Origin of the sequence: Opitutus sp. ER46 (assembly GCF_003054705.1) — a bacterium.
In the GTDB taxonomy this organism is placed as follows: domain Bacteria; phylum Verrucomicrobiota; class Verrucomicrobiia; order Opitutales; family Opitutaceae; genus ER46.
On the sequence record NZ_QAYX01000014.1, the window covers coordinates 62513 to 86807 of the forward strand.

Genomic DNA, 24295 nt, shown 5'->3' on the forward strand with positions numbered 1-24295 from the left:
GGCGCGGGTGGCTGGCGGCCCGGGAAGGCCGATGCCGGAAACAAGAAAGGCCGGGAATTACCCCGGCCCTCTTGGCTGGCGTTGGCCGCCAGGATGCAACTCAGGCCGCGCGTTACGGGGCCTCGTAGACTTCGACCAGGGCCACGCCGGTGGCGTTCTCTTTGGCGCTGCGGACCACGGCGGTGTAGCCGCCGGCGGGGAGCGTCAGAAGCAACGCGGCGTCTTTCGATCCCGCCAGCAGATTGAAGGCCCATACGTTCCTGGTGACGCTGATGAGTTCATTGTTGGTGCCATCCCAGTTGTCGCACGTGATGAACGGCGCATTCTCACCCGCGCGATAGACATCCAGAATCGGGTCCTCAAGGACCCCCGGGACGCTGAGGTCCGCCAGGCGCGGGCCGATCGCGCGGATAAGCACGCGTTTCGGCGTGCTGCCGCTGATATAGAAGCCGGCGGTGAGGATGCCGGCGGCGCCGCCCACATCCGCCCGGGCCGAGATGTTCACGATGCGCGGGGTGGCAGACGTGAAGGTGGTGCTGGTGTCGTACATTTCGACCAGGGCGGCGCCGGAGCTGTTGGCGGCGTTGCCGGTCACCTGAACGGTGTAGCGCTCGGGGGCCAGGGACTGGAGCACGGCTGCGTCGAGGCTGGTCGTGGAGAAGAACGGGAAGGCATACACGGCGGTACCGGCGCGAACGATCTCGGGGTTCCCTGCCCAGCCGGCGTTATACCCAATGGTGTTGGCTGCCGCGTCGAGCACGCGGAGGACGGGGTCGGGCAGACTGCCGGGAACGCCCAAGACCTTCTCCAGGGAGGGGCCGCTGGCACGCATCAGGAGCGGAAGCTTGCTCCCGGCGGCGCCTCCGCCGATCACGACACCCGCGGTGAGCGGGGCGGCGGCCGAGCCGGAGCGCGAAAGAATGGAGACATTCGCGATCCGGGGCGTGACGTCGGCTTGGGGGAGCGAGAGCGGCAGTTCGGCGCTGGTTACGGTGCCCTGGGACCCGGTGACGCGGACGGTGTATTTGCCGACGTCGCCGGCGGTGATCGATGCGATCACGTAGCGGGCCGAGGTGGCGCCGGTGATGGCCTGGCCGTCCTTGTACCACTGGAACGTGAGCGGACCGTCGCCGGTGGCGGCAGCGCGCAGGGTCGTGGTGTTGCCCAGCGCGGCATAGATGGATGCCGGATACACACTGGCGGTCAGCGTGGTGGCCTGGGCGCGGCCGGTGCGGCTGGCGTTCTGCCGGGCTTGCGGCCAGGAACCGCCGGCGGCGGAGGCGCCGATGTCGAAGGCGTACAGCTTGAAATCGTAGCTGCCGACGTAGAGGGAGGTGCCGGCGATCAGCGGGCTGGACCGGATCCGGGATCCGGTGGCCCAGATGCGGCGCAGAGCGCCATTGGCGGTGATGGCGTAGAGTTTGCCGTCGTACGCGCCCACGTAGATCACGCCGTTGGCATCGATCGCCGGGGTGCAGGCGAGGATGGAGTCGGCGCACTGGTACGCCCAGACGGGCACGCCGCTGGCGGCGTTGACGGCTTCGAGGCGGCCCTCGGAGGTGGCGATGTACACGGTCTTCCCGTCGGCGCTGAGCACGGGAGAGCTGCTGAGGCTGTTGGTCGCGGTCGCCGCGATGTGGCTCCAGCGGAGGGTGCCGGCGGAGGTGAGGGACAGGAGCGTGGCGTTCGAGTACGTCGCAAAGTAGATGTTGCCCTGGGCGTCGATGGCCGGCGTGGAGAACGTGTCGGCGTCGAGGGCGTACTTCCATTTCTGCGTGCCATCGGCATTGATGGCGTAGAGCGCGCGGTTGACGTCGGAACCCTGGTAGATCGTGCCGTCGGCGGCGATCACGGGGCTGGCGAAGGTGGTCGTGCCGGTGGCGAACGTCCACTTGCTGGTGCCGTCGGTGGGTTTGAGGGCGTGGAGGTTACCATCAAATACCTGGACGTAGAGCGTGCCATCGGCCGCGATGGCGATGCCGCCGGTGGGCGTGCTGGCGAAGGAGCGCTTCCACTTGAGGGTCCCGGTGGGCGTCAGGGCGAGCACCTCGTTGTCGAGGGTGGACTGATAGATGGTGCCATCGGCGCCGATCGCGGGCGGAGCGATGCTCATGCCGGAGGTGGTGGCGTAACTCCACTTCAGGGTGCCGTCAGGGTTGAGGGCGACGAGCCGGCTGTCGGCCAATCCGCAACCCACATAGAGCGTGCCATCGGGGGCGATGGCCGGGCTGGTCGTGACGATGCCGCTGTTCGTGACGAACTGCCAATCGGAGTCGACGAGCGAAAGGACGGCGGTGCCCAGGTAGGTGCCGCGCGACTGGACTTTCAGGTAGTAGGTGGTGCCGGAGACGGCTTGGAACGTGCACAGGCTGTCTGTGTTGATGTAGCTGCTGTCGGCGCTGTCGTCGTTGGCCGTCACGAGCGTCAACTGGTCGATCGCCGAGCCCGTGTAGATCGCGAGCATGGGATCGAAATCGAACGAGTAGACGGAAACCTGGAAGCGGCCCGATTGGGGAGCGGTCCACTTGTACCAGACGGAGCCGAGCCCGGCCCGATCGAGGATCTTGGGCTCGTTGGCCTGCAGGGAGGCGGTGCTGTTGTCGAGGGTGACTTGGGCGCTGACACCCCCGAGCGGGGCGGCGTTCTCGAAATCGTCGTTGGCAACGACCTTGGCGAAGTTGAGTTGGGTGTAGCCGGCGGCGCCGCGAGCGAGACTGGCGACGAAGTAACAGGTGGTGCCGGCGTTGACGGTGAAGCTGACGGAACTGGTCTTGCTGGTGCCGTCGTCGTCGTTGGAGGCGATGCGGGTGAGCGTGGACGAGGCAGGCGTGCCGGTGGTGATCGTGCCGGTGTACACATCGAGGCCGGTGTCCACCGCGCTCCCAACGGTGTTGAGGATGTATTTGCCGGTGGCGGGGGCGGTCCAGCGCCACCAGAGCGGTCGCGAACCGATGTGCGTGGGCTCGCCGGTGGGGGTGGGGATGGTTGTGGCGGAGGTGGCGCTGCTGGCGCGCAGCGAGAAGGTGGTGCCGGTCACGGTGGCGGCATGGTCGGCGTTGAGGTTGAACGGCAGCGGATCGGCCATGAGGGCGCCGTAGAGATCGAGGCGGGCGCCGGTGAGGGCGTAGTCGCGAAGCTCGGCGACGCGTTCGGCGCCGCGCAGCAGGCGGTTGATGATGTCGCGGTAGCTGTCGTTCGGATACTGTTCGCGCAGCAGGGCGATGGTGCCGGTGACGAAAGGCGTGGCCATCGAGGTGCCACCGGCGGTGGCCATGCCGGTGGAGCTGTTGTTGTAAGTCGACCGGATGGAGGTGCCGGGGGCAAAGAGATCGACGCGCGCGCCGTAGCAGGAACTCGAGGCCCGGAGGTCGGAGGCGTCGGAGTTTCCGACGGCGACGATGTTGTCGAGAAGGTAATTGGACGGGTAGTGGGGGGCGACCTCGTTGTCCGTGCCGGTGTTGCCGGCGGAGCAGACGACGATGACGCCGGCGTCGCGGGCCGCCTTCAGGGCGGTGTAGAACGCGCTGGAGTAGCTCGTCCCGCCGAAGCTGCAGTTGATGACCTTGGCGCCGTGGGCGATGGCGTAGTTCAGGCAGGCGATGGAGTCGCTGGTGTACGCGTTGCCCTCATCGTTCATGTTTCTGAGCACCATGAGCTGCGCGCGCCACGCGACGCCGCTGACGTTGAGGCCATTGTTGCCGCGCGCGCAGATGATGCCGGCGACGTGCGAGCCGTGGCCGGTTTGATCGTTCAGGTCGACGCCGCGCACGCCCTCCATCGAGCTCATGCCGTTGATATCACCAAAGGTCGGCGCCGGGTTCTGCCAGAGGTTGGGCGTGAGGTCGAGGTGGTCGGTGCGGATGCCGCTGTCGATGAGTCCGACGATGACGTTGGGGGCATCGTGGATCACGTCCCACCCCAGGGTGGCGTTGATGTCGCGGCCAGGAATGGAGCCCGTGAGCTGGCCGGTGTTGCTGAGGCCCCACTGGGTGTAGAAGTAGGTGTCGTTCGGCACCGTGGCGTCCGCCTGCATCACGTAGTCGGGCTCGACGTACTCATAGCGGCCGGTCGCCTTCAGGCGGGCGATGGCGTCGGGGACGGATTCACCCTTGGCGACGCGGAGCACGCGCAGGTCGCCGAGGCTGCTGAAACGCTGGCGGATCTCGAGACCCTCGTCCCGCTCTGCCCGGTCAGCCTGGCTAAGGGCGTCGGCGCGGGGCTTGGCCAGGATGTTCCGGTCGTGATGAAGGGCGCGGCTCGCCGACCGCAAGCCGCCATCGGTTGCGGCGGCGTTTGCGAACGCCGCGAGCGAACAGAGAACAATCAGGACAGCAGTGAGCTGGCGTAGCATGGTGCGTGAAATTGGCGTTGACGCTGCGCCGTCGTCGAAGGCGAGGCGAGTCACGGAAGTGACAGAATGTTAGTAAAAGTCAGACGGCTCGGCTCGGCGCGGCTGCGCCGCGCCGAAGTGAGAGTGAAAGTGATGGTGAAAGTGCGATGCGAGGGACGGGCGAGGAGAAGCAACGAGGCGATGGACAGGAGGGCTGCAATTATAATTAACGTAGCATCAACGTCTAAGCGGATAATGTCCGGATACTCGGAATAATGTCCGGATACTCGGCGAGCGCGTCGGTCGAAGGGCGTCGGAACCAAGTGACCTGATGCGAGGCTGATCCCGGCGCGGGGTGCGGGAGAAGCCGGCAGATTAAAGTGACGAAGCGGAAACGCGTTCCGCGGACTCAGGCGCGGTTGAGCCAGGCGGCGAAGGCGAGGTCGTCGAGGATCGTAGTGCCGGCCTGGTACTCGGGAGCGAGCAGGTCGCGGTAGCCGGCGTCGGTGAAGCGACGGCAGTGCAGGAGGACGCGGGCGCGGTGGCCGGGGGCGCGGACGAGCCGGCCGAGCGCCTGGTTCACCTTGGTCATGCCCGGGATCTGATAGACCTGTCGGAAGGCGGCGTCGCGCGATAGGCCCTGGCGCGCGGCCTCGGCCAGGCGGGCGCGTTGGACGGCGTTCACCTCGGGGAGGGCGGGCCCGATGATCATGGCGTGGCTGATGCGGCCGCCGAGGACGTCAATGCTTTCGGCAAAGCTGGAACCCAGGACCAGGAAAAGCGCGTCGGCCTGGCTTAATGATTCCTCAACCCAGGCGCCTTGGGCGGCGAGGTCGCGCACCTTGGGTTGCACGGCGACGCGGAACTCAGGCGTGCTGGTCGCGAGTTCCTGGCGGATGGCGTCGGCGTAGGCGTACGACGGGAAGAAGACGGCCACGGGCGTGTGCGCGGCGTCCTGGAGCGCGACGACCGTGGCGCCGGTCTCTGGGTAGAAGCGCGAGCGGTGCTGAAAGGTGGTGTCGACGCGCGCGTCGAACGCGACGTCGTACGTGCCGTCGCGCCACGGTGCATGGGCGCGCAGGTGGGTGGGCGTGGCGGCATCGCGCGCCTCCTCGACACGCAGCAGTTGGGCGGCGGTGGTGAGCTGCTTGTAGAGCTTGCGCGTGGTACGCTTGTTCAGCTCGCCGAGGCGCTCGGGCAAGGGTTGGGCGGGCTCCGGCGAGGGCGCGGATTTGATTACGGGCGCGGCCTCGCGGGCGAGACCGCAGGCGGCGGCGAACCCGTCGACCGGAGTCAACGTCGCGCTGGCGAGGACGACGCCGCCGAACTCCCGCAAGGTCGCGCCAATCGCGGGCGCGGCATCCAGGCACGTGAGGGCGAGCTCGGCGCCGCGCGGGCTCCACCAGAGCCGGGGGAGCGTCGACTGCTCGAGTTCGTCGAGGAGCGCGGGCACGGACCAGAGGGCGTCGGCGGCGTAGGGGCCGAGCGCGGCGTAATCGAGCTGGCCGGTGGAGACGTGCTTGGCGATCTCGCCCAGCAGATGGCGGGCATCGTCCTCATCGTCGGCGGAAAGTCCGTCGCTCGGGCGGAGGTGGTGCAGGAAGTGGCACCAGTGGTCCCAGGCGGAGAGGAGGCTGGCCGGCGGGCGGATGCGATTGAGATCCTCGCGCACGGTGTAGGCGTCGGTGGCGGTGAACCCGTGCGAGTAGGCGTCGGCGACGCGGTTGGGCAGGTTGTGCGCCTCGTCGACGAGCAGGAGCGTGCGCGCGGGAAGGAAGCCCGGCTGGTCGTAGAACAACCCGCGGTTGCCGGGCGCGAAGACGTAGTTGTAGTCGCCGATCCACACGTCGTTGAACGCGAGGGCGGCGCGCGTGATCTCGTACGGGCAGATGCGGGCCTCGCGACCGGCGGCGCGCAACGTCTCGAGGTCCCGCGCGTGCTGTTCGTCGAGGTAGAAGCGCGCCAGGCCGCTGCGGCCCCAGCGCTCGGGCGCGCCGGCGAGGTACTGGCAGTTGTCGCGCACGCAATGGAACGTCGCGTTGACGCAATGCTCGCCCTTGTTGCGCACGTGCCAGACGGCGACGGGCGTTGCCCGGACCGGGGCGGCGGCCGTACCGCCTGGTTGCGCGAGGTCAGGTGTCGGCGCGACGGCGGCACCGGGGGCCGCGGGGCTTTCCTCGGGCGCGGTCATCCGCCCCAGGGTGTCCACGACCTGGATCTGGCCCGTGGACTTGCTCGTGAGGTAGAGGACGCGGTCGAAGTGGCCGGAGCGCAGTTGCCCGAGGGCGAACTCCAGCATGACGCCGGTCTTGCCGAAGCCGGTGGGCGCCTCGAAGAGCACGAGCGGCCGCTGCTCGAACGTGGTCGTGAGCTCGGTGAGCGTGGTCTCCTGGCCGGGGCGGGGCGAGGGAAACGGCGGACGGTAGCGAAGCCCGCGCAGGCGTTCGCGCGCGCGGAGGCGCAGGTTAAGAAACTCGACGACGCGCTCGAGCTGCGCGGTGAACAGGGCGTCCTCGGCGCTCGCGAGCGTGAGCGTCTGCACGAGCCCCGCGCTGGTTTCGACGAAGACCAGTTCGCCGCGGAGGACGGTCGCGGTGTCACCGGGGAGAAAGGCGTCGGCGGCGGGCGTGGCGGCGCGCAGCAGCCCGCTGCGGCCGAGCGCGAGATACGTGGCGATCTGAACGAAGTAGTCGGGGTAGTCGCGCCGTAGCTCGGTTTCGTCAGCGGGAAGCGGCCGCGTGACGGACTTGATCTCGCGGAGAATGACCGGACGCGTGGCCGCGGCGCGGCGGGCGCGGTGCGTCGACGCCGCCGCGCCAGCCGCCGACGCGGTCTCCGGCGGCGGGCCGCTGTCTGCGGGTGGCGCCGGCGGCTGGATGAGCTGATCGATCCGGCCGGTGAGCGTTAGCGTCCAGCCGCGGTGGGCGACCTGGCCGGTGATCGGGATCTCGAACGTGGCGGCGGCGCCGTGCTCGGCGGTCGCGCGGGTGCGCAGTTCGTTGTGCCAGTGCGTGCCGAGGTGAGCGCGCCAGATGCCGCCGCCCACGCCATCACCGGACTCGCGCGGGCCGAGCGTGAATGAGGAAAACTCGCCGACGCCCAGCGCGGCTGTGCGTTTGTCCAAATCGAAATTCATCCGGCGACGATGATCTCCGTGTGGCCGCGCAGATAATCTTCGAGTCGCCGCTGCAGGTGGGCGACCATCTCGGCGGGCGTGGCCTGCTCGGCGAGCGGGCGGTTGAGCAGGGCGGTCAGCGCGGCGCGATCGGCGGACGGGAGGGTGGGGAACCACTGCTCCTTGAGCGGGTAGCCTTCGTCACGGGCAAACCGATACAGCCCCTTCAGGTACACGATGTCGGGCCGGTCGCTGGCGGCGAAGGCGGCGAACACGGTGCGGAGGAGCGCGCCGACCTGCGGGCGGCTGTCCTCGTGCACGGGGTTGCGGGCGATGAGCGTGGCGAGCGCGCACGCGAGGCGGAGAGACTCGTAGCTGCGGCCGATGTCGGGGTGACGCGTCAGCAGGCGGGCTTCCTTGAGAAAGTAGGTGCGTCCCTGGTTGGAGGTCTCGAGCCCGAGGGCGGCCTCGTCGAAGAGGTCAAGGGCGGGGTTGGTGCCGGGTTTCTTCGCGATGCGCTGGAGCACGGCGAGGTTGCCGTGCTCCGGCGAGAAAACCGTGAGCGTCTGGAACGAGTCGCCGGGCGGGTACTTCAGCAGAATGAAGCCCTCGGTCTGGAGCGATTGCGCGGGCACGGGACGGGCGGGAAACGGAGACCGGCGCGGGGGCGGCGACCTAGGCCAGCGGGGTGGCGGCGGGCGGGTTCGTGACGACGGTCGGGGCTTCGTGGCTGCCGGGAGCCGCCGGGATGACGGCACCCCCGGAGATGACCATCTTCATGCCCTCGCCGACGCTCATCTCGAGTTCCACGATGTCCTGGCGCGGGACCATGATGAGGAAGCCGCTGGTGGGATTGGGCGTGGTGGGAATGAACACGGTCCAGAGCTCGGCTCCGGCCATGCGGTGGGGTTCGCCCTGCGCTTTGTTGGTCAGGAAGCCGATGCTCCAGAGCCCCTTCCGCGGAAACTCCACGAGGACGACCTTGTTGAACAGGTTCCGGTTCTGGCCGCCGAAGGTCTGGACGATCTGCTTTACCGACTGGTAGAGACCGCCGATGCCGGGGATGCGATGGATGGCCCGCTCGGCGATGCTGAAAAAGAATTTACCGAGGACGTAGTTGGACAGGTAGCCCAGCGCGGTGATGAGCAGGATGACAACGATGGTGCCAAGGAAGTCCCAGAAGAACGGGATGGTCTGCAGCGGTTGCGGCAGGTAGCGCTCGTACATCGGACGGAAGGTGCCGCCGACGATGTCGATGATCTTGCTGAATGCCCAAACGGTGACGATCAGCGGTGCCAGCAACAGGAGCCCCGAGAGGAACGCGTTGCGGAACGTGATGAGGCGGGACGGAGACTCGGGCGTTTCGGCCATGGATGCTCGGAAGGTATCTGCGGGGGTTCTGAACGCACGGAAAAACTCGGTGCCGGAGGCGAGGGGGGAGGCGATGCGGCAAGCGACGTTTGGCCCCTGAATGTTACAATTCGGTGACGAGCCATGGCGGGGCTTGGCGAGGGTGGCGGCAGGAGCGCAACGTGCCTTCCTCCAGCTTACTTCCATGACGCTCTTCCTTCTGGTGCTTTTGGCGTCCCTTGTCTTCGAGTACATCAACGGCTTTCACGACACCGCGAATGCCATCGCCACGGTCGTGTCCACCAAGGTCCTCGGCCCCCGGGAGGCGGTGCTCTGGGCGGCGTTCTGGAATCTGTTTGGCGCGCTGATGGGCACGGCGGTGGCGTCGACGATCGGCAAAGGGCTGGTCGACACGCAGTACATCACAATGGCGACGGTGCTGGCGGCGCTGCTGAGCGCGATCGTGTGGGGGCTGTTCACGTGGTGGCTGGGGCTGCCCTCGAGTTCGAGCCATGCGCTGGTGGGCGGGCTGTGCGGGGCGGCGGTGGGAACCTCGGGCGGACACTGGGCAGCGCTCAAGTGGTCGGTGGTGGACGCGGGCGGGCATCACGTGGGGCTGTGGCCGAAGATCGTGTTGCCGATGGTGACCTCGCCGCTGCTGGGTTTCCTGGGTGGGATGGTGCTGATGTTTCTGCTGACCGTGATCCTGCGGAAAGCGACGCCGCGGCTCGTCGGCATGATCTTTGGCAAGGCGCAGTTGGTGAGCGCCGGCTTCATGGGCTACAGCCATGGGTCGAACGATGCGCAGAAGACGATGGGCATCATCGCGCTCGCGCTCTTCACCGGGACGAACTCGGGCGCGTTTGCCGACCTGCCGCCGTGGCTGCATTTCCTCCGCACGCCCGAGTTCACGGTGCCGCGCTGGGTTATGCTCGCCTGTGCGCTGACGATGGCGGCGGGGACGGCGGCCGGCGGCTGGCGGATCATCCGGACGATGGGACACAAGATGGTGAAGCTGCAGCCGGTGCATGGCTTCGCGGCGGAGACCACGGCGGCCCTGGTGATTCACGGCGCGTCGACGATCGGTGTGCCGGTTTCCACCACGCACGTGATCTCGACCTCGATCATGGGCGTCGGCGCGACGAAGCGCCTGAGCGCGGTGAAGTGGGGCCTGGTGGGAAAGATCGTGTGGGCGTGGGTGTTGACGCTCCCGCTGACCGGTCTGCTCGGCTATGTGATTATGCGCCTGATGCAGGAGGCGGGCGTATGAGCGGAGGCGCGACGGCGGGGCGCCGGTTGCGGACGACGAAGCTTCGGGTAACCTGAAACCAAAGGAGGAAATCATGATCGTCGACCTGGCCATGCAGAAGGCCTTGGACCGTTACCACCAGGCGGGCATTCCCGGCCTGACGGAGGAGGAAAAGACCCTGGCGGCGATCTGGTGCTTCGAGGCACGAGTCGCGAACACCGGCTTCGAGCGCTTCTATCGCTCGGCGGAGGGTGATATCGCGGCGCTGGCGCCGGCGGCGTTTCGCGCGGTGGGTTCGACGACGCTCGCGACGCTGGCGGAGCGTGCCAATGCGGTCTTCGGGCCGGAGGGTGTGCCCGCCGACCGGGAACGTCGCACCGCGGCGGTCCGCGCCTTGCCGGAGGAGAAGCGTCGGATCTTCGACGAACTCGAGGCGCAGTACGCGGAGTACGGCAACGATCTCGACGAGCGCGTGGAGCTTTACCTGCGCGACCGACCGCGGGCGCGGGCCTGACGCGGGGTCGCGCGACGCGCGGATTGGCTGCGGCGCGCCGTCCGCAGACGAAAGGCGGGCAGGGCGCCGGCGCTCTCGAGCAATGCGAGCGCGCGGGCCTCGGCGCGGCGCATGACGCGCTTCTTCGCCGGCGCGAGATCGTCGTAACCGGCGAGGTGCAGCCAGCCATGCACGAGGTACAACGTGAGCTCGCGGGAGAAATCGCTGGTGGCGTGGGCGCCGTGGCGCGCGTCGCCGGATGGCAGCGTCTGGCGGAACGCGGCGTCGGCGGAGACGCAGATCTCGCCGGCGGTGCCGAGCACCGGGTTACCCTCGAACGTGATCACGTCGGTGATCGTCGGGTCCTGGAGAAATTGGTCGTGCAGTTCGGCGAGGGCGACGTCGGTGAGGAACACGAGTGAGAGCTCACCCTCGTTGCCCAGCACCGAGCCCCGCGTGGCGAGCTCCGCGTGATGGGCGTCGAGCGTCTGAATCACGCGGGCGACCGCCCGGCGGTCGAGCCGGAGTCCAGGATGACGGTTGGCAATGGCGACGGAGCGCATCGGAAAGAGTGAAAGTGAGAGTGAAAGTGAGAGTGGCGATGCGGAATGTGGCGGCTGGAGCAGCGCCGCCGACGTAGCGGGCTGATCGCAAATTTCAGTGTTGGGTGTCCTGGTGACAGCGGCTCAGCCGCCCCCTTTCACTTTCACTTTCACTCTCACTCCGCCGCGGTCACGCCCTCGCCGGCTGGGGCGCGGTTTCGCTCACGGTCGGGTAGGCCATGCGGGCGTGGAGCATGTTCACCAGGGTGAACTGGAAGCTGTTCTTGACGCGCGTGATCTCCTCGAGCGTGAGCGGGGCGTTGTCGAGCTGCCCCTCGGCGATGCGCTCGTTGATGATGCGGTCGATCAGCTCGTGAACCTTCTCGGGGGTCATTTCCCGCAGCGACCGGGCGCTCGCCTCCACGGCGTCGGCCATGCTGATGATGGCGCTCTCCTTGAACACGGGCCGCGGGCCGTCGTAGCGGAACGGCGCCTCGTCGACGATCGCGCGGGTGCCGTTGGCCGCGGGCTGGGCGCGCTCGAGCGCGCGGTGGTAAAAGTAGCGTACGAGGGTGGTGCCGTGGTGCTGCTGGATGACGTCGGCGATCGCGCGCGGCAGGTTGTGCTTGTGGGCGAGGTCGACGCCGTCGGTGACGTGCTGGCGGATGATCCGCGCGGACTCGAGCGGGTCACGGTTGTCGTGCGGGTTGCCGCGCTCGCGTTGGTTCTCGGCGAAGAACTGCGGATTGACGGTCTTGCCGACGTCGTGGAACAGGGCGCAGACGCGGGCGAGCAGCGGGTTGGCGCCGACGACGCTCGCGGCGTTCTCCGACAACTGGGCGACGACGAGCGAATGGTGGTAGGTGCCGGGCGCCTCGAGCTGCATGTGCCGGAGCAGCGGATGGTTGTAGTCGGTCAGCTCGAGGAGGGTGATGTCGGTCGTGCGTTTGAACAGCGTCTCGAGGATGGGCAGGAAGCCCACGACCACCACGCCGGTGAAGAGACCGGTGACCAGGCCGGCGACCATCTGGCGGCCGATCGTGTCGTAGGAGAGCTGGTCGGCGAAGCCGATGAGGAGGGCGAATGCGGCGATCGTGAGGCCGCCGGCGCCACCGGCGCGGACCACGCCGCGGCGGCTGCGGGCGTCGCGCGCGAGGTAGATTGTCACGAGCGACGCGAGGTACGTCATGACGAGCAGGTCGAGCCGGTTGCCGTAGATGACGCCGGTGAAGATCGAGACCAGCAGCGCCATGAAGATGCCGGAGCCGGCGTCGATCAGGATCGCGATGATGAGCGGGGCGATTGCGGTGGGGGCGACGTACGGCAGCGTCGAGGCCCAGGAACCGTCGCGGACGAAGAACTCGGCGCCGCCAAGCGAATAAAGGCCGCGGACGAGCGCGAGGTTGAGGATGACGACGAGGGCGAGCAGGCCGCAGCGGACGTTGTTGCGCAGGGTCTCCGGGTCCTCGATGCGGATGTAGATCAGCGAGGCGACGACCATCGCGAGCACCAAGAGGAGCCGCCGGTAGAGCGTCAGGCCCTCGTGAAACTCGGCGTCGCTGGTGGAGAGGAGGTAGCGCCGGTAAGCGGTGTACATCTCGTACTGCTCGGGCGTCACGCGGTCGCCGGGCTCGATGATGGTCTGGCCGGTGGAGACGGAGACCATGACGGGTTTGACGGCGTTGATCGCGGCGACCTGGCGGGCGCGGGTGGCGGCGCGGTCGAAGACGATGTTGGGGGTGAGGCCGAAGCGGAAGACGCGGAAGACCGCCTGGGTGGCGGGGCGGGAGACGGTGTCGGTGGCGAGGCTGACGCGGAGGAGCGTGAGGGCATCCTCCATCGACTGGACGGAGCGTTGGCCGATCGTGCCGTTGGGCCGCTGGATCTGGAAAACGATGGCGCTGCCGGGGGTGACGCCGCCCAGGGCGGAATCGACCACGCCCTCGGCGTAGATGTCGCGCAGGGTGGCGACGCCGTTTTCGAAGATCGCGGCGCGCAGCCGGGGCTCGATGGTGAGGAGGGACGCGACGTCGTCCGGCGTGACGTGATAGTTGCCACGGGCGTTGAAGGCGTCGGCGATGGAGCCGAGCTCGGCGTGGCGGTCGGTGGCGGCGGGTGAAAGCGGGGCCGGCGCGGGGGCGTTGGCCGGATGGGTCAACTCGAAGGTGTCGAGGTCGGCGAGGAGGGCGCGGGCGGCGATTTCGAAGCGCCGGAGCGGCTCGGTATCGATGCGGTAAACGGGCGGGACGCGGTCGGCGTACTGATTTTGGGCGGCCTTGGTCTTTTCGGCGCTTTCGTAGGTGAACGAAGTGGTGGCGATGATGTGCGTGGTGGCGACCTGGTTGGGCAGCACCGGCACATTGAGGGTGTTCACGCCCGCCGAGCTGATGAGCACGATGGCGGCGACCGTGATGATGAAAATGAGGGCGGAGACGAGGCGGCTGCGTTCCAGGAACTCGCTCCAGGCGGCGGGAGCGACGGGCGGGGGCCGGCCGGTCTGGCGGGCGCGCAGGCCGCCGAGGAGAAGCTTCAGCTGGTTACGGAGGGACATCAGGACTGCTTTTCGTCGGGCGGCTCTTCGTTGTCCTCGGGATTACGATAGGCCTCGTAGGCATCGATGATGCGCTGGACGAGGGGGTGCCGGACAACGTCGGCGCCGCTGAACGTGTGAAAATCGATGCCGGGGATATCCTCGAGAATATGGCGGACTTCGACCAGGCCGCTCTGCTTGGAGCGCGGGAGGTCGACCTGGGTGACGTCGCCGGTGACGACCATGCGCGAGTCTTCGCCGAGGCGGGTGAGGAACATCATCATCTGTTCGGATGTGGTGTTCTGGGCCTCGTCGAGGATGATGAACGCGTGCGAGAGGGTGCGGCCGCGCATGTAGGCGAGCGGGGCGATCTCGATGATCCCCTTCTCGGTGAGCCGGGTGACATCCTCGGCGTCGAGCATGTCGTGGAGGGCGTCGTAGAGCGGCCGCAGGTACGGCAGGATCTTTTCGCGGAGGTCGCCGGGCAGAAAGCCGAGGGCTTCGCCCGCTTCGACGGCCGGGCGGGTCAGGATGATGCGCTCCACCTGGTTCTTGAGCAGGGCGTTCACCGCGGCGGCCATGGCCAGGTAGGTCTTGCCGGTGCCGGCGGGTCCGATGCCGAACACGACGGGGTGGGCGAGCATCGACTGGAGATAGAGCTTCTGGCCGAGGGTCTTCGGGACGATCGTCTTGCGGTTGGTGGCAATGACGAGCGGCTCGTCAAGGAGCGTCTGCAGCTGCGGACCCTCGCCTCGGCCGAAGGCGTCCGTGATCCGGTGAAAATCGGGGGTGCGGATGCGCATGCCCTGGGCGCGGCCCTTGTCGAGGAAGGTGAACAAAGCGTCCGCCGTCTGCACCTGTTCCTCGGTGCCCTCGATCTTGAGCCAGTCCTCGCGGGTGGTGAGCCGGCAGCCGAGGGCGCGCTCGGCGTGGACGAGGTTCTCCTCCCGGCCGCCGAACAGCGAACTCAGGTGACGCGGACTGGGAAAATGGAGCGTCTTGGACGGCACGACAGAAGGAGACGGAGCAGGGTTGGAGGATGCGCCCGGAGAGGTCGTGAGGACCTTAGCGGGGGCAGGTTTGCACGGCCGCGGCGAGCTTGGCCCAGGTGGCGTCCAAGGACTGCGGGAGGATCCGGGTCTGGCCGAGGACGGGCATGAAGTTGGTGTCGCCGTTCCAGCGAGGGACGATGTGGCCGTGGATGTGCGGGATGCTGCCGCCGGCGACCGCTTCGCCGAGATTGAAGCCAATGTTGAAGGCGTCGGGCTTGAGGGCGGCGGTGAGGAGGCGCTGGCCGTAGATGATCTCCTCGAAAAGATCCGCGCGCTCCTCGGTGGCGAGACCCTCAAGGTCGGTGACCTCGCGGAACGGAACGGCCAGGAGGTGGCCGGGGTTGTACGGAAAACGGTTGAGGACGAGGTACGACAGGCGCGCGCGGTGGACAATCAGGGCGGCGCGATCATCGCCCATGGCAGGCAGCTCGGTAAACGGCCGCTTCATCGCCGGCGGGTAGCGAGGAGCTTCGATATATTCCATCCGCCAGTAGGCGTGCAGCTGCTGCATGAGTGATTCTGGGAAGGCTTGAAAAGGGTCGGAGAGCAAAGCGGTAGCACAGGGGAAAGTCAAAAGGAGACCTTGGCGCGGGCGGGCAACGGCTTCGCCCCACCCCGTGCGGGAGCTGCGGTCGTCGTCAGGTCAGTATTATTGATGTCGTTAGTAGTTTATATGTAGGTATTAATGGAATCTTTTCGCCGCCTCTTTGCCACACATGCCTCCAAGCTGCGGCCGGGCATGGCGGATAGGAGGAAGCCGGAGTAAGCCCGATGAAATGTGTAATATTCTATCATTTAGAGACTAAAGTAAGCGAGAGGTGGTGTTGAAATCCGCCGGGCGACACCGGGAATAGGTTCATTAGTTATTATACATCAATATCTAAGGTATCTATCAGGTCCATGAACCGCGACTTTGCGGCGCTCATCGGCGGCCAAACATCGGCCTTGCGCGGCGACTGGCGGGGCCTGTCGAATAGGCCTCCTTTCGTTTCATCCCATATGTCGAACATCCCTGACTCCTCCACGCGCCGCGTGGTCATCACTGGCCTGGGCGCCGTCACGCCCTGCGGCAACACGGCTGCGGAAACCTGGGCAGCGCTGAAGGCGGGCCGGAGTGGCATTGGCCCGATCACGCGGTTCGACGCGTCCAAGTGCAGCGCGCAGCTGGCGGGCGAGGTGCGAAATTTCGACGTCACAAAGCCGCTGGCCCAGCCGCTGCATCCGCGTGGTCCGGGCGGCGAGGCGCTGACGCAGGTGCTGAATCCGAAAGACGTGAAGAAGTTCGGCCGGTTTACGCATCTGGGCGCGGCCGCCGCGGTTGAGGCCTACGCCGATTCCGGCCTGGACGCGCACCGCGCGTCGATGGCGTCGGAGCGTTTGGGGGTGAACCTGGGTGTGGGCGTGGGCGGGTTGCCGGAGATCGAGGCGATGCACGACACCTGGAAAACCGGCGGTTTCCGCAAGATTTCGCCCTTCTTCATCATCCAGATCGCGCCCAACCTCCTGGCCGGCCAGGTGAGCCTGCTGCTGGATTTCCGCGGGATGAACATGAGCGTCGCCTCGGCGTGCGCGACGAGCGGTCACGCAATGGGCGAGGCCGCGGCGGCCATCCGGCGCGGCGACGCGGACGTGATGATTGCCGGCGGCGCGGAGTCGGCGATCACGCCGCTCGGGATCGGGGCGTTTGCCCAGATGCGCGCGCTCTCCACGCGGAACGACGCGCCGGAGAAGGCCTCGCGTCCGTACGATGCCGATCGTGACGGCTTTGTGCTGTCGGAAGGCGCGGTGGTTTTCGTGCTCGAGGAGTACGAGCATGCCAAACGCCGCGGCGCCACGATCTACGCCGAGATGCGCGGCTACGGCGCGTCGGCCGATGCGTACCACCTTTCATCGCTGGCGCCGGGCGGCGAAGGCTCGGCCCGGGCGATGCGCGCGGCGCTTGATCGTGCCGGCCTGAAGCCGACCGACATCGACTATGTGTCGGCGCACGCGACCTCGACGCCCACGGGCGACGGCGAGGAGGCAGCGGCGATCGCGACGGTTTTCGCGGAGAACAAGGCCAACCTGCACGTAAGCGGCGTGAAATCGATGACCGGCCACCTGCTGGGCGGTGCCGGCGCGATGGGCCTGTTCGCCGCGGTCATGGCGATCCGCGAGGGCGTCATCCCGCCGACGATCAATCTCGAGAACATCGATCCGGCGTGCGCCGCGCTCGGCCTGAACTTCACGCCCAACACGGCGGTGCAGAAGCCGGTCCGCGCCGCGATGGCGAACAGCTTCGGCTTCGGCGGCACCAACGCCTCGCTCGTGGTCGCGGCGGTGAACGCGACGGCCTGAGTGCCGCCAGCCGGCGGGCGGTCACCCGGTGACAAATATCCAATCCGCGCCTCCGGCGCAGACCGCGGCGAGTGTCACGTAACACGTGACACTTCCCGTCGGCTCCCGAGGGAAGCTCCCGCCGAGTGTCACGTAATACGTGACACTTTGGCGGTGGTCGGACGGCGCATGGATGGCGCCCCTGCGGTGACGATTCTCCAACGCGAGCGCTCGTCGGCGAGGGACGGCTCAGGATGGAGATGACGCGGTCTCGCCGCGGAAATTCTGGGCCGGGGGCTTTTCTTTGTCGCGGAGTTGGACAGGGTTCGGCGCCTGTTTCCTCCCATGAAATTCCTACACTTCAGTTTCATTCCGCGCAGTGCGGATCTCGCGTTGCTGGTTCTGCGGGCCTGGTTCGGGCTCTCGCTGATGCTGCTCCACGGCTGGGGCAAGGTCAGCGGCTTCAGCGCGATGGCGGCGAAGTTTCCGGATCCGCTGCACCTGGGCAGCGCGTCGCTGAGCCTCGGGATGGCGACCTTTGCCGAGTTCGTGTGTGCGGGACTGGTCGTCCTGGGCCTGTTCACGCGCTTCGCGGCGCTGGGCGTCATGATCACGATGGGCGTGGCGTTCTGGCTGGTGCATGGGCACCAGTTGACCGGCCCGGCCAGCGGCGAGATGGCGTTCCTCTACCTGGGCGTGTTCCTGCCGATCTTCGTCGGCGGGCCGGGCAAGTACTCGATCGACGCTGCGATGGGCGTGAAGTGAACGCGTGACGCCTGCGGTGGGTGCCTGGCGGAGCGATCCGTCAGGCCGCCCCGGCGCCTAGTCGTGTGCCGGCAGGCCCTTGCCGGTCACGTTCTCGGCCTTGATCAGCGGCCCGGTGAAGCCGGTGACGCGGAGGTCGCGGAGCTCCACGTCGCGGACGTTCGCGAGCACGATGCCGGACTCGCAGGTGCCGGTGACGCTGGTGAGGGAAAGGCCGAGGATCGGCTTGTTGGCGAGGGTCTCGGTGGCCTGCACGAGGGCCTTGCCGTGCATGCGCACGCGGCTGAAGCGGAGGTTCCTGGCCTCGGGTACGCCGAGGGGGCCGTCGACGGGGTCGTCGGCGGTGTTGGTGTTTCCGCCGCGCGTGAGGTTGATGCGCAGGAAGCTGCCGGCGGTGACCTCGAGGTCGTCGCCGACGATGTTCTCGGTGACGCCGGCGCGGCCGGTCCGGGTCTTGATGTAGATGGCGTGGGTGTGGGAATCGAACGTGCAGCGTTCGATGCGCACGTTGCGAATGCCCGCGGAGGTCTCGCTGCCGATGCCGATGCAGGCGAAGCGCGTGCAGCGGAGCTGGCAGTCGCGGATGACGACGTTCTCGGTGGGTTTGCCAATGCGGGCGCCGTTGAGTCCGCGGCCGGATTTCAGGCTGATGGCGTCGTCGCCGGTATCGATCCGGCAGCCCTCGATCAGGACGTCCTTGCAGGAGTCGACGTCGATGCCGTCACGGCGGCCGGTGATGGTGACGTTGCGGATAACGACCTTGGTGCAGTAGGTCGGATGCGTGGCCCAATTGCCGCCCTGGGTGACGGTGAAGCCCTCCCAGCGGACGTCGTGGCAGTTGATGGGTTCAAGGACGACCACGCCGCGCGGATTCTGGGGCTTGGCAACCTCGGGGTGACCGTTGATCTGGCCGGGGCCGACGATGCCGATGTGATCGACGTTGTCGGCGTAGATGAGGGCGCGCCGGCCGGGCTGCCAGCGGCCCTCCCAGCGCACATCGACCATCGGGTAGTCGTCGGCATCGCCGGAGCCGTTGAGGACGCTGCCCGCCTCGAGGCGCAGGATGGTGCGCTGGCCGAGCTGGATGCTGCCGATGAGGTAGGTGCCGGCGGGCACGACGACCTCGCCGCCGCCGGAGACGGCGCAGGTGTCGAGCGCCTTCTGAAACCCCGCGGTGTCCTTGGTGGTGCCGTCACCGGTGGCGCCGAACGCGCGGACGTTGAAGGTCGGGCGGGCGTTGGCGGCGGCCGCGGGCGCCGCGGCGGAGGCGAACAGAGCGAACGTGCAGACGGCGAGCAGGCGGAGCGGTAGCATGACGAATCGTTGGGGGACGGGAGGAGGAGCGAAGCGGACGGGCGGCGGGGGCGTCAACGACCCGGTCGCGCGGCGGACGGTGTGACCGGTGCGGCCGCGGGGGCAATCGACGTCGAGGGCACACCCACCGGCGGGGGCGCGGCGCGCGTGGGGAGGTGCTGGTCGGCGAAATCGAGGAGGGCGTTCCAGTCGTCGGCGTTGAACGTGTGGCCGTGGTCGGAGTAGTGGACGGCGAGTTTGTCACTGGCGCCGGACAAGGCGTACGCGGGACGGGCGGCGTCGACGGAGGCCCGGACGGCGGCGGGCGAGGAGATGACGTCGGTCGTGCCCTCGAGGGCGATGAACGGCCGCGGGGCGCAGAGCGCGAGGAACCAGTGCTGGTCAAATGGGAGCCGGTCGACCTGGCCGCGGAAGGCGTGCAGGTGGGGCGAGAACCAGTTGGGGTACTTCTTCTCCATGATATCGAGCGTCTCGCTGCGGCCGTCGCCGCAGAGGCGATACACGCCAATGCCACCGCCACCGGTGACGACCGGCGCGCCGAGCGCGATGCGCTCGTCGAACGCGGCGGCGACGAGAGCGGATTTGCCGGTGCGGGAGGCGCCGGTGACGATCAGCCGCGACGCGTCGATGGCGGGATCGGTCTGGAGATAGTCGACGATGCGCGAGACGCCCCAGGCCCAGGCGCCGAGCAGGCCCCAGTCGTGCCCCGGATAGGCCGGGAAGAAACGCGTGGTGCGGAAGGACCAGCTGCCGTCAGGCGCGCGGAGCGTGGTGTCCTCGCCGAGATCGTTGTAGTTGAACATCACGTACGCGTAGCCGCGGGCGAGGGCGAGGGAGTCGGCGGCGATCTGTTCGGCGTCGGCGGGGGCGCCGGGAAAGCGGCGGGCCGGCGCGGCCGAGACGGCGGAGACTGTGGCAGGGGCATCGCTCGGGATCGCGCCGGGGGTGGCCGTGGAAGCGGGTTTCGGCGCGGCGGATTTCGGCTCCAAGCCGGACGGTGGCAGGCGGGCGGTGCTGGCGTCGGCCGGTGCGCCGCGACCGACGACGAGAAGCACGTTGGTGCCCTTGCCCTGGGTGGGGCCGTTGGGAAGACGTGGCAGCGGCGTGGCGCCGGGGGGCGTGCCAGCGGGGACCATCACGGCGGGAAACGGCCCGGTGCCGCGGGTGGGCGTGAAGACGCCGAGGTCGAAGCCGAGCGACTCGTTGGGGCCGAAGGAGAGGTGGATGAGCCGGTAGCGAACGTTGCCGCCGACCAGGAGTTGGGACTTCAACTCGCGACCGCGGACGTTGCCGGGGGCCGGCGGGGCGTGACCCACGGCGTAGTGTTCGAGGATGCGCCGCAGTTCAGCGCGGCGTTGGCGCCACTGGTCCGGCGTGGTGACGCGGTGGCCATCGGCGGGGCGGAAGATGTCGGGCAACGCGTGCTGGACGGGCAGGGCCTCGGGTCCGGGGAGTTGGGGAAAGGCGGTGGCGATGGGCGGGACGAGAATCTCGCGCGGGTCGGGAATCGGTTCGTTGGCGGCGGCGGACGTGGCTGTGGGCATCGGGCCAGGTGGAGCGGCGGAGGAGGCGGCCATCGCGGTCAGGACGGAAACGAGCAAGGCGACTCCGGAGCGAAGGGGGCAGGGCATGGGGGGAAAGGGCCGTGAGGCTGCGGGGTGGGGAGCGACGAAGGCGGGCGCGAGGGCTGGACGCATGTGCGGCGGATACGTGACAGCAGGGGGCACTGAGTGAAGACGTGAAAATTTGGGCGCAAGCTGTTGCTGGTCCAGTGCCGCGAACAGGGAGTCAAGTGGGGGCATCAGGTCGATGGCGTGCGGTGCCGATAGCACGGCATCATGCGGAGTGGTTCCCAACGCGTACTGCCGACGCCGGCTCGACGGAGCTCGGAGGTGGCGTGCGCCGAGCTATGGGGTGGCAGCCTCCCCGATGATTGGGTGAGGAACTGCGGCCGGGCCGGGGAACGCTGCAACCACAGGCGCATCCATACCACCAACCCCGCCCCATGAGCCCTCGTGATCCCGTGCTGCTGCGTGAACTCCCGGTGATCCAAAAGATCATCCAGGACGAGACGTGGCTGGAAGGTGAGCGGCGGGGGTGCCCGGTCTCGCCCAGCGACCACGTGGTCCGCGAAAACGTCTGCCAGGTGATCCTGCGCGTCGGCCAGCAACTACGGGACTCGCTGGGCGGTTCGATGCCAACCGCGGGAGCGTAGCGGACACGTGCCGCGGTTGGGTGGGCGCAAAAAAGCCGCCACGGCCGGAAAGGCGCGGCGGCGTGAATGCGGACACGAGACGCTTACTCGTCTTCGGCGTCGTCCTTCTGCTTCTTGGCGTTTTCGCCTTCGGCCTTCGGGACCTCGTTGTCGGTCTTGAGGATCAGGACGGGCGTCTTGGTTTTCACCCAGACGTCGGCTTCCTTGAAGTACTTGGCGGGGACGTTTTCGAGGGCTTCACCGACGGTTTTCACCGGCAGGAGGCGGCCCTTCTTGCTGGCGTTGAAATCGTAGCAGCCGCGGAAAATGCGATCCGGCGTGGTGGCAACGCTCTCGTCCTCCGGGATCTGGAGCACCCAACCCACGAAGTCGTGCTTGGGCATCTTGTTGTCCGGATCGCTCAGCATGATGACGTACTGCTTCTTCGTTGCGGGTGGCTTCTCTTCGTCACCTCCCTCCGGCTGGACGGCCAGATTCATCTCCTCGATCACCCGGCGCAGGAGGGCGGGGTCGATGGCGTTCTTCTTCAGGATCTCCGCGACTTTGTTGACGTCGATCTTCGGCATTGGAGCCGCCCACGAAACACACCGGAAGTTATCGGGCAAGCACTCAACGGCGGCGCCCGCGAGTCCGCGGGCGCCGCCTAATGGAGAAGGAAGAATGAAGAATGCAGAATGGCGGCCCGCTGCGGGGAAAGGCTGAAGGAACGAAGGCGGAAGGCTGAAGGGGGGCGGAGCCCGCCGAACCGGGGAGTGGAGAGGCTATCAACCTCAGGTTCCGGACTTCGGATCCTTGTGCCTATGCGCGAGCATTCGGCACCGACGAAAGGATCTGGATACTATCCGGACAGAATGGGCGAGTATCTGGACATTATCGCGTAAGTTACTTTTACGTAGGGCGATATAATTGTTGTTCTCCTGCCCTGAGTCTCCTTCGGCCATTCTTCATTCGCCATTCTCCATTAGCGCCTGCGCGCGCGTCGGCGCGCTGGCGCGCGGGCGCGCGAACTGCTCTCCTTCGGGTGTGAGCGAAATTCGAGAAGAGTGGTTTGATGTGGTGAACGAGCGCGACGAGGTCGTCCGGCGGGCGACGCGACGTGAGGTGCATGCGACCGGGTTGTGGCACCGGGCGGTGCACGTCCTGGTTTTCGATGCCGCGGGGCGGCTCTTTCTCCAGAAGCGCTCGATGGCCAAGGATATGTCGCCGGGGCTCTGGGACTCGTCGTGCTCGGGGCATCTCGACGCGGGTGAAGCGTATGATGCCGCCGCGGTGCGCGAGCTGGGTGAGGAGATAGGAGTGCGTGGCGGCGTGGCGCCTGAGCGGTGGTTCCGGCTCGAAGCGTGTGCGGAGACCGGGTGGGAGTTCGTCTGGGTTTACCGGTTGCGCCATGATGGGCCGATCACGGTGGACCCGGCGGAGATCCAGTACGGCGAGTGGGTGACGCCGGCGGAGGTGACGGCGCGGGTCAACGCGCGGCCGGATGACTACTGCACGTCATTCCGGCTGATCTGGGCGCGGGTGGCCGGCGAATTGGCCGGCTGAACGTGCGGCGAGATAACGCGCCAGATCTGGCGCATTAACTGAGATAACACGCCAAATTTGGCGTGTTATCTCGGCTGGTGACCGACGCGCCCAGGAGGGCGCGGACGTGGGTCAGGCCGCAGGCGAAAGACGTGGCCGCCGGCCGGGGGCGGCGCCGCGGATGCAGCTGCACGGGCGCGGCAAGTACGGCGGCCACGGGGGGGGGCCGGGCGGGTGCGGCCGAGTCAGGCTAGAGCTCGGGTGAACTGCGGTGGCGCCGGCCGGCGATGCGGCCGGGTTCCTGTTCGGAGCTGAGGCGCTTGATCTCGTCGAACTGCTTCTGGGTGATGAGGCGGCGCGGGACGCGACGCTCGGCCTCCGAGACAAGGCGGGCGCGGTCGTCATCGCTGGGCGGATGGGCCTCCCAGGACGCGTGGTGGCCCTGTTTGCGCTTCCACTCGATGTTGCCGCCGTGGACGGAGACGAAGACCTGGTACTTGCCGGTCTCATCCTTGTTCCACCAGCCAAATTCGATGCTCATGGGTCGGGGGGCGCGGGTTGGGCGATTGAAGTGTCGGTGCGGTGGGTGAACAAGCGGAGGCGCTCAGCCGTTGGCGAGCGGAAACTCGGCGAGGGTCGGGCCGGGGTGGAAGGCGGTGCCGCGCGGGATGACGCGGCGGACGCGCAGGGTGCCGGGCGCGAGGTCGACGGCGTAGCCGCCGAACGGCGCGGTGAAGGAGCCGGTGTTGATGATGACGAGCCCGCCGGGGAGTTGGCGAATGGCGGGCCGGTGGGTGTGGCCGAGCAGGAGGAAGCGGGCGCGGGGCCGTTGCTGGCGGAGCAGCGTGGCGGCGAGGACGGGTTCCTGACGCCAGGCTTCGAGGATGCGGAAGAAGCGCAGGGGCGGCCAGACGGTGTCGACCGCGAACCGGACGGCGTACTTGAGCCAATCGCGTTCAGACTGGTGGCGCTGGGGGATGGAGGCGGCGACGACTCGCCAGATGCGGAGGCGCTCCTCGAGGGCAAGGCGGGCGGGCGCGGAGCCGGCGCCGAGCGTGTCGGCGATCCGCTGGCGGATCAGGCGGGCGTCGCGGCCCCAGGGAACGATGTCGTCGAAGAGGACGTCGCCATGGACGACGAAGACCTGGCCGTCGGCGAGTTCGAGGCTGTGATGCGGGGAAAGATCGGGATCGTGGTTGCCGGTGAGGAAAGTGATGGGAGCGGCGGCGGTGCGGGCGAAGGCGTCGACCTCGGCGCGGCAGGCGGCGGTGTGGTCGGGAAACGGACCGGTGCGGGTGTCGAGCGTATCGCCGTTGAGGACCAGGTGATCGATGTCGGCGAGGAGGGGCTGGAGTTGGCGCAGGTGGCTGACGCGGCTGGCTCGGTCGCCGAAATGGATGTCGGAGAAGATGCGGGTGATTTGGCCGGCCACGGGCGCAAACAAGCGGAAGCGGGCGGTACGGCAACGTTGAAGGCGGGGCGGGGGGCGGACGGAGGCGGGGG

The 24295-nt window shown here is 67.8% G+C and carries 19 protein-coding genes; 6 read left to right on the plus strand and 13 right to left on the minus strand.

Annotation, left to right across the window (positions count from 1 at the left end; all coding sequences use genetic code 11):
- Positions 1-112 precede the first annotated feature (112 nt).
- From DB354_RS01405 to DB354_RS01420, 4 genes are all read right to left on the minus strand, one after another.
- On the minus strand, positions 113-4351 hold the full coding sequence (locus DB354_RS01405; protein WP_107833645.1) for a S8 family serine peptidase: 4239 nt from the start codon (positions 4349-4351) through the stop codon (positions 113-115).
- A gap of 388 nt (positions 4352-4739) precedes the next feature.
- The gene (locus tag DB354_RS01410; RefSeq protein ID WP_233256517.1) at positions 4740-7454 is read right to left on the minus strand and encodes a helicase C-terminal domain-containing protein; all 2715 of its coding nucleotides are present in this window, start codon (positions 7452-7454) and stop codon (positions 4740-4742) included.
- Between the two features lie 8 nt (positions 7455-7462).
- Positions 7463-8080 (minus strand): hypothetical protein, encoded by a 618-nt coding sequence (locus DB354_RS01415; protein WP_107833647.1) that lies wholly within the window; start codon positions 8078-8080, stop codon positions 7463-7465.
- Positions 8081-8120: 40 nt separating this feature from the next.
- A complete protein-coding gene (locus DB354_RS01420) occupies positions 8121-8816 on the minus strand; it encodes a DUF502 domain-containing protein (protein WP_107833648.1) in 696 nt (231 codons plus the stop codon).
- Positions 8817-9000: 184 nt separating this feature from the next.
- On the opposite strand from DB354_RS01420, the gene DB354_RS01425 reads away from it, so the two are divergent.
- Both DB354_RS01425 and DB354_RS01430 read left to right on the plus strand, forming a co-directional pair.
- Complete coding sequence (locus DB354_RS01425) at positions 9001-10065, plus strand: inorganic phosphate transporter (protein ID WP_107833649.1); 1065 nt, start codon at positions 9001-9003, stop codon at positions 10063-10065.
- A gap of 73 nt (positions 10066-10138) precedes the next feature.
- A complete protein-coding gene (locus DB354_RS01430; protein WP_107833650.1) occupies positions 10139-10558 on the plus strand; it encodes a DUF4375 domain-containing protein in 420 nt (139 codons plus the stop codon).
- On the opposite strand, the gene ybeY is transcribed toward DB354_RS01430, so the two are convergent.
- The 4 genes from ybeY to DB354_RS01450 form a co-directional block, all read right to left on the minus strand.
- Positions 10525-11100: an rRNA maturation RNase YbeY gene (gene ybeY / locus DB354_RS01435; RefSeq protein WP_107833651.1), complete on the minus strand. Its 576-nt coding sequence runs from the start codon at positions 11098-11100 to the stop codon at positions 10525-10527. The two genes, DB354_RS01430 and ybeY, sit on opposite strands and share 34 nt — an antisense overlap.
- 169 nt (positions 11101-11269) lie before the next feature.
- On the minus strand, positions 11270-13630 hold the full coding sequence (locus DB354_RS01440) for an HDIG domain-containing metalloprotein (protein ID WP_107833652.1): 2361 nt from the start codon (positions 13628-13630) through the stop codon (positions 11270-11272).
- On the minus strand, positions 13630-14619 hold the full coding sequence (locus DB354_RS01445) for a PhoH family protein (RefSeq protein ID WP_107833653.1): 990 nt from the start codon (positions 14617-14619) through the stop codon (positions 13630-13632). The genes DB354_RS01440 and DB354_RS01445 overlap by 1 nt, the downstream gene beginning before the upstream one ends.
- A 55-nt stretch (positions 14620-14674) precedes the next feature.
- Positions 14675-15172 carry an HIT domain-containing protein gene (locus DB354_RS01450; protein ID WP_107833654.1) on the minus strand — a complete coding sequence of 166 codons (498 nt, stop codon included), beginning with the start codon at positions 15170-15172 and terminating at the stop codon, positions 14675-14677.
- A 488-nt stretch (positions 15173-15660) separates the two neighbouring features.
- On the opposite strand from DB354_RS01450, the gene fabF reads away from it, so the two are divergent.
- Both fabF and DB354_RS01460 read left to right on the plus strand, forming a co-directional pair.
- Positions 15661-16998, plus strand: coding sequence for a beta-ketoacyl-ACP synthase II (gene fabF, locus DB354_RS01455; RefSeq protein ID WP_107833655.1), 1338 nt, complete (start codon positions 15661-15663; stop codon positions 16996-16998).
- 324 nt (positions 16999-17322) lie between these two features.
- Positions 17323-17742 carry a DoxX family protein gene (locus DB354_RS01460; protein WP_107833656.1) on the plus strand — a complete coding sequence of 140 codons (420 nt, stop codon included), beginning with the start codon at positions 17323-17325 and terminating at the stop codon, positions 17740-17742.
- Positions 17743-17799: 57 nt separating this feature from the next.
- Here the strand turns inward: DB354_RS01460 and DB354_RS01465 are convergent, their stop codons facing one another.
- Both DB354_RS01465 and DB354_RS01470 read right to left on the minus strand, forming a co-directional pair.
- A complete protein-coding gene (locus DB354_RS01465; protein WP_107833657.1) occupies positions 17800-19056 on the minus strand; it encodes a glycoside hydrolase family 28 protein in 1257 nt (418 codons plus the stop codon).
- A gap of 53 nt (positions 19057-19109) precedes the next feature.
- The gene (locus DB354_RS01470) at positions 19110-20687 is read right to left on the minus strand and encodes a hypothetical protein (protein ID WP_146180061.1); all 1578 of its coding nucleotides are present in this window, start codon (positions 20685-20687) and stop codon (positions 19110-19112) included.
- A gap of 374 nt (positions 20688-21061) precedes the next feature.
- On the opposite strand from DB354_RS01470, the gene DB354_RS01475 reads away from it, so the two are divergent.
- Positions 21062-21271, plus strand: a complete 210-nt coding sequence (locus DB354_RS01475; protein ID WP_107833659.1) for a hypothetical protein — start codon at positions 21062-21064, stop codon at positions 21269-21271.
- Positions 21272-21354: 83 nt separating this feature from the next.
- Here the strand turns inward: DB354_RS01475 and DB354_RS01480 are convergent, their stop codons facing one another.
- Positions 21355-21837, minus strand: a complete 483-nt coding sequence (locus DB354_RS01480) for a hypothetical protein (RefSeq protein WP_107833660.1) — start codon at positions 21835-21837, stop codon at positions 21355-21357.
- 457 nt (positions 21838-22294) lie between these two features.
- Between DB354_RS01480 and DB354_RS01485 the strand changes: the two genes are divergently transcribed.
- Positions 22295-22813 (plus strand): NUDIX domain-containing protein, encoded by a 519-nt coding sequence (locus DB354_RS01485; RefSeq protein WP_107833661.1) that lies wholly within the window; start codon positions 22295-22297, stop codon positions 22811-22813.
- A 229-nt stretch (positions 22814-23042) separates the two neighbouring features.
- Here the strand turns inward: DB354_RS01485 and DB354_RS01490 are convergent, their stop codons facing one another.
- Both DB354_RS01490 and DB354_RS01495 read right to left on the minus strand, forming a co-directional pair.
- Positions 23043-23333 (minus strand): hypothetical protein, encoded by a 291-nt coding sequence (locus DB354_RS01490; RefSeq protein ID WP_107833662.1) that lies wholly within the window; start codon positions 23331-23333, stop codon positions 23043-23045.
- Between the two features lie 63 nt (positions 23334-23396).
- The gene (locus DB354_RS01495; protein WP_158277312.1) at positions 23397-24224 is read right to left on the minus strand and encodes a metallophosphoesterase; all 828 of its coding nucleotides are present in this window, start codon (positions 24222-24224) and stop codon (positions 23397-23399) included.
- Positions 24225-24295 lie beyond the last annotated feature (71 nt).

What these genes read in the sequence shown, in the direction of transcription:
- DB354_RS01405 (WP_107833645.1), bottom strand. Translation starts at nt 4,351, where the DNA reads ATGCTACGCCAGCTCACTGCTGTCCTGATTGTTCTCTGTTCGCTCGCG.
- DB354_RS01420 (WP_107833648.1), bottom strand. Translation starts at nt 8,816, where the DNA reads ATGGCCGAAACGCCCGAGTCTCCGTCCCGCCTCATCACGTTCCGCAAC.
- DB354_RS01425 (WP_107833649.1), top strand. Translation starts at nt 9,001, where the DNA reads ATGACGCTCTTCCTTCTGGTGCTTTTGGCGTCCCTTGTCTTCGAGTAC.
- DB354_RS01430 (WP_107833650.1), top strand. Translation starts at nt 10,139, where the DNA reads ATGATCGTCGACCTGGCCATGCAGAAGGCCTTGGACCGTTACCACCAG.
- ybeY (WP_107833651.1), bottom strand. Translation starts at nt 11,100, where the DNA reads ATGCGCTCCGTCGCCATTGCCAACCGTCATCCTGGACTCCGGCTCGAC.
- DB354_RS01440 (WP_107833652.1), bottom strand. Translation starts at nt 13,630, where the DNA reads ATGTCCCTCCGTAACCAGCTGAAGCTTCTCCTCGGCGGCCTGCGCGCC.
- DB354_RS01450 (WP_107833654.1), bottom strand. Translation starts at nt 15,172, where the DNA reads ATGCAGCAGCTGCACGCCTACTGGCGGATGGAATATATCGAAGCTCCT.
- fabF (WP_107833655.1), top strand. Translation starts at nt 15,661, where the DNA reads ATGTCGAACATCCCTGACTCCTCCACGCGCCGCGTGGTCATCACTGGC.
- DB354_RS01460 (WP_107833656.1), top strand. Translation starts at nt 17,323, where the DNA reads ATGAAATTCCTACACTTCAGTTTCATTCCGCGCAGTGCGGATCTCGCG.
- DB354_RS01465 (WP_107833657.1), bottom strand. Translation starts at nt 19,056, where the DNA reads ATGCTACCGCTCCGCCTGCTCGCCGTCTGCACGTTCGCTCTGTTCGCC.
- DB354_RS01470 (WP_146180061.1), bottom strand. Translation starts at nt 20,687, where the DNA reads ATGCCCTGCCCCCTTCGCTCCGGAGTCGCCTTGCTCGTTTCCGTCCTG.
- DB354_RS01475 (WP_107833659.1), top strand. Translation starts at nt 21,062, where the DNA reads ATGAGCCCTCGTGATCCCGTGCTGCTGCGTGAACTCCCGGTGATCCAA.
- DB354_RS01480 (WP_107833660.1), bottom strand. Translation starts at nt 21,837, where the DNA reads ATGCCGAAGATCGACGTCAACAAAGTCGCGGAGATCCTGAAGAAGAAC.
- DB354_RS01490 (WP_107833662.1), bottom strand. Translation starts at nt 23,333, where the DNA reads ATGAGCATCGAATTTGGCTGGTGGAACAAGGATGAGACCGGCAAGTAC.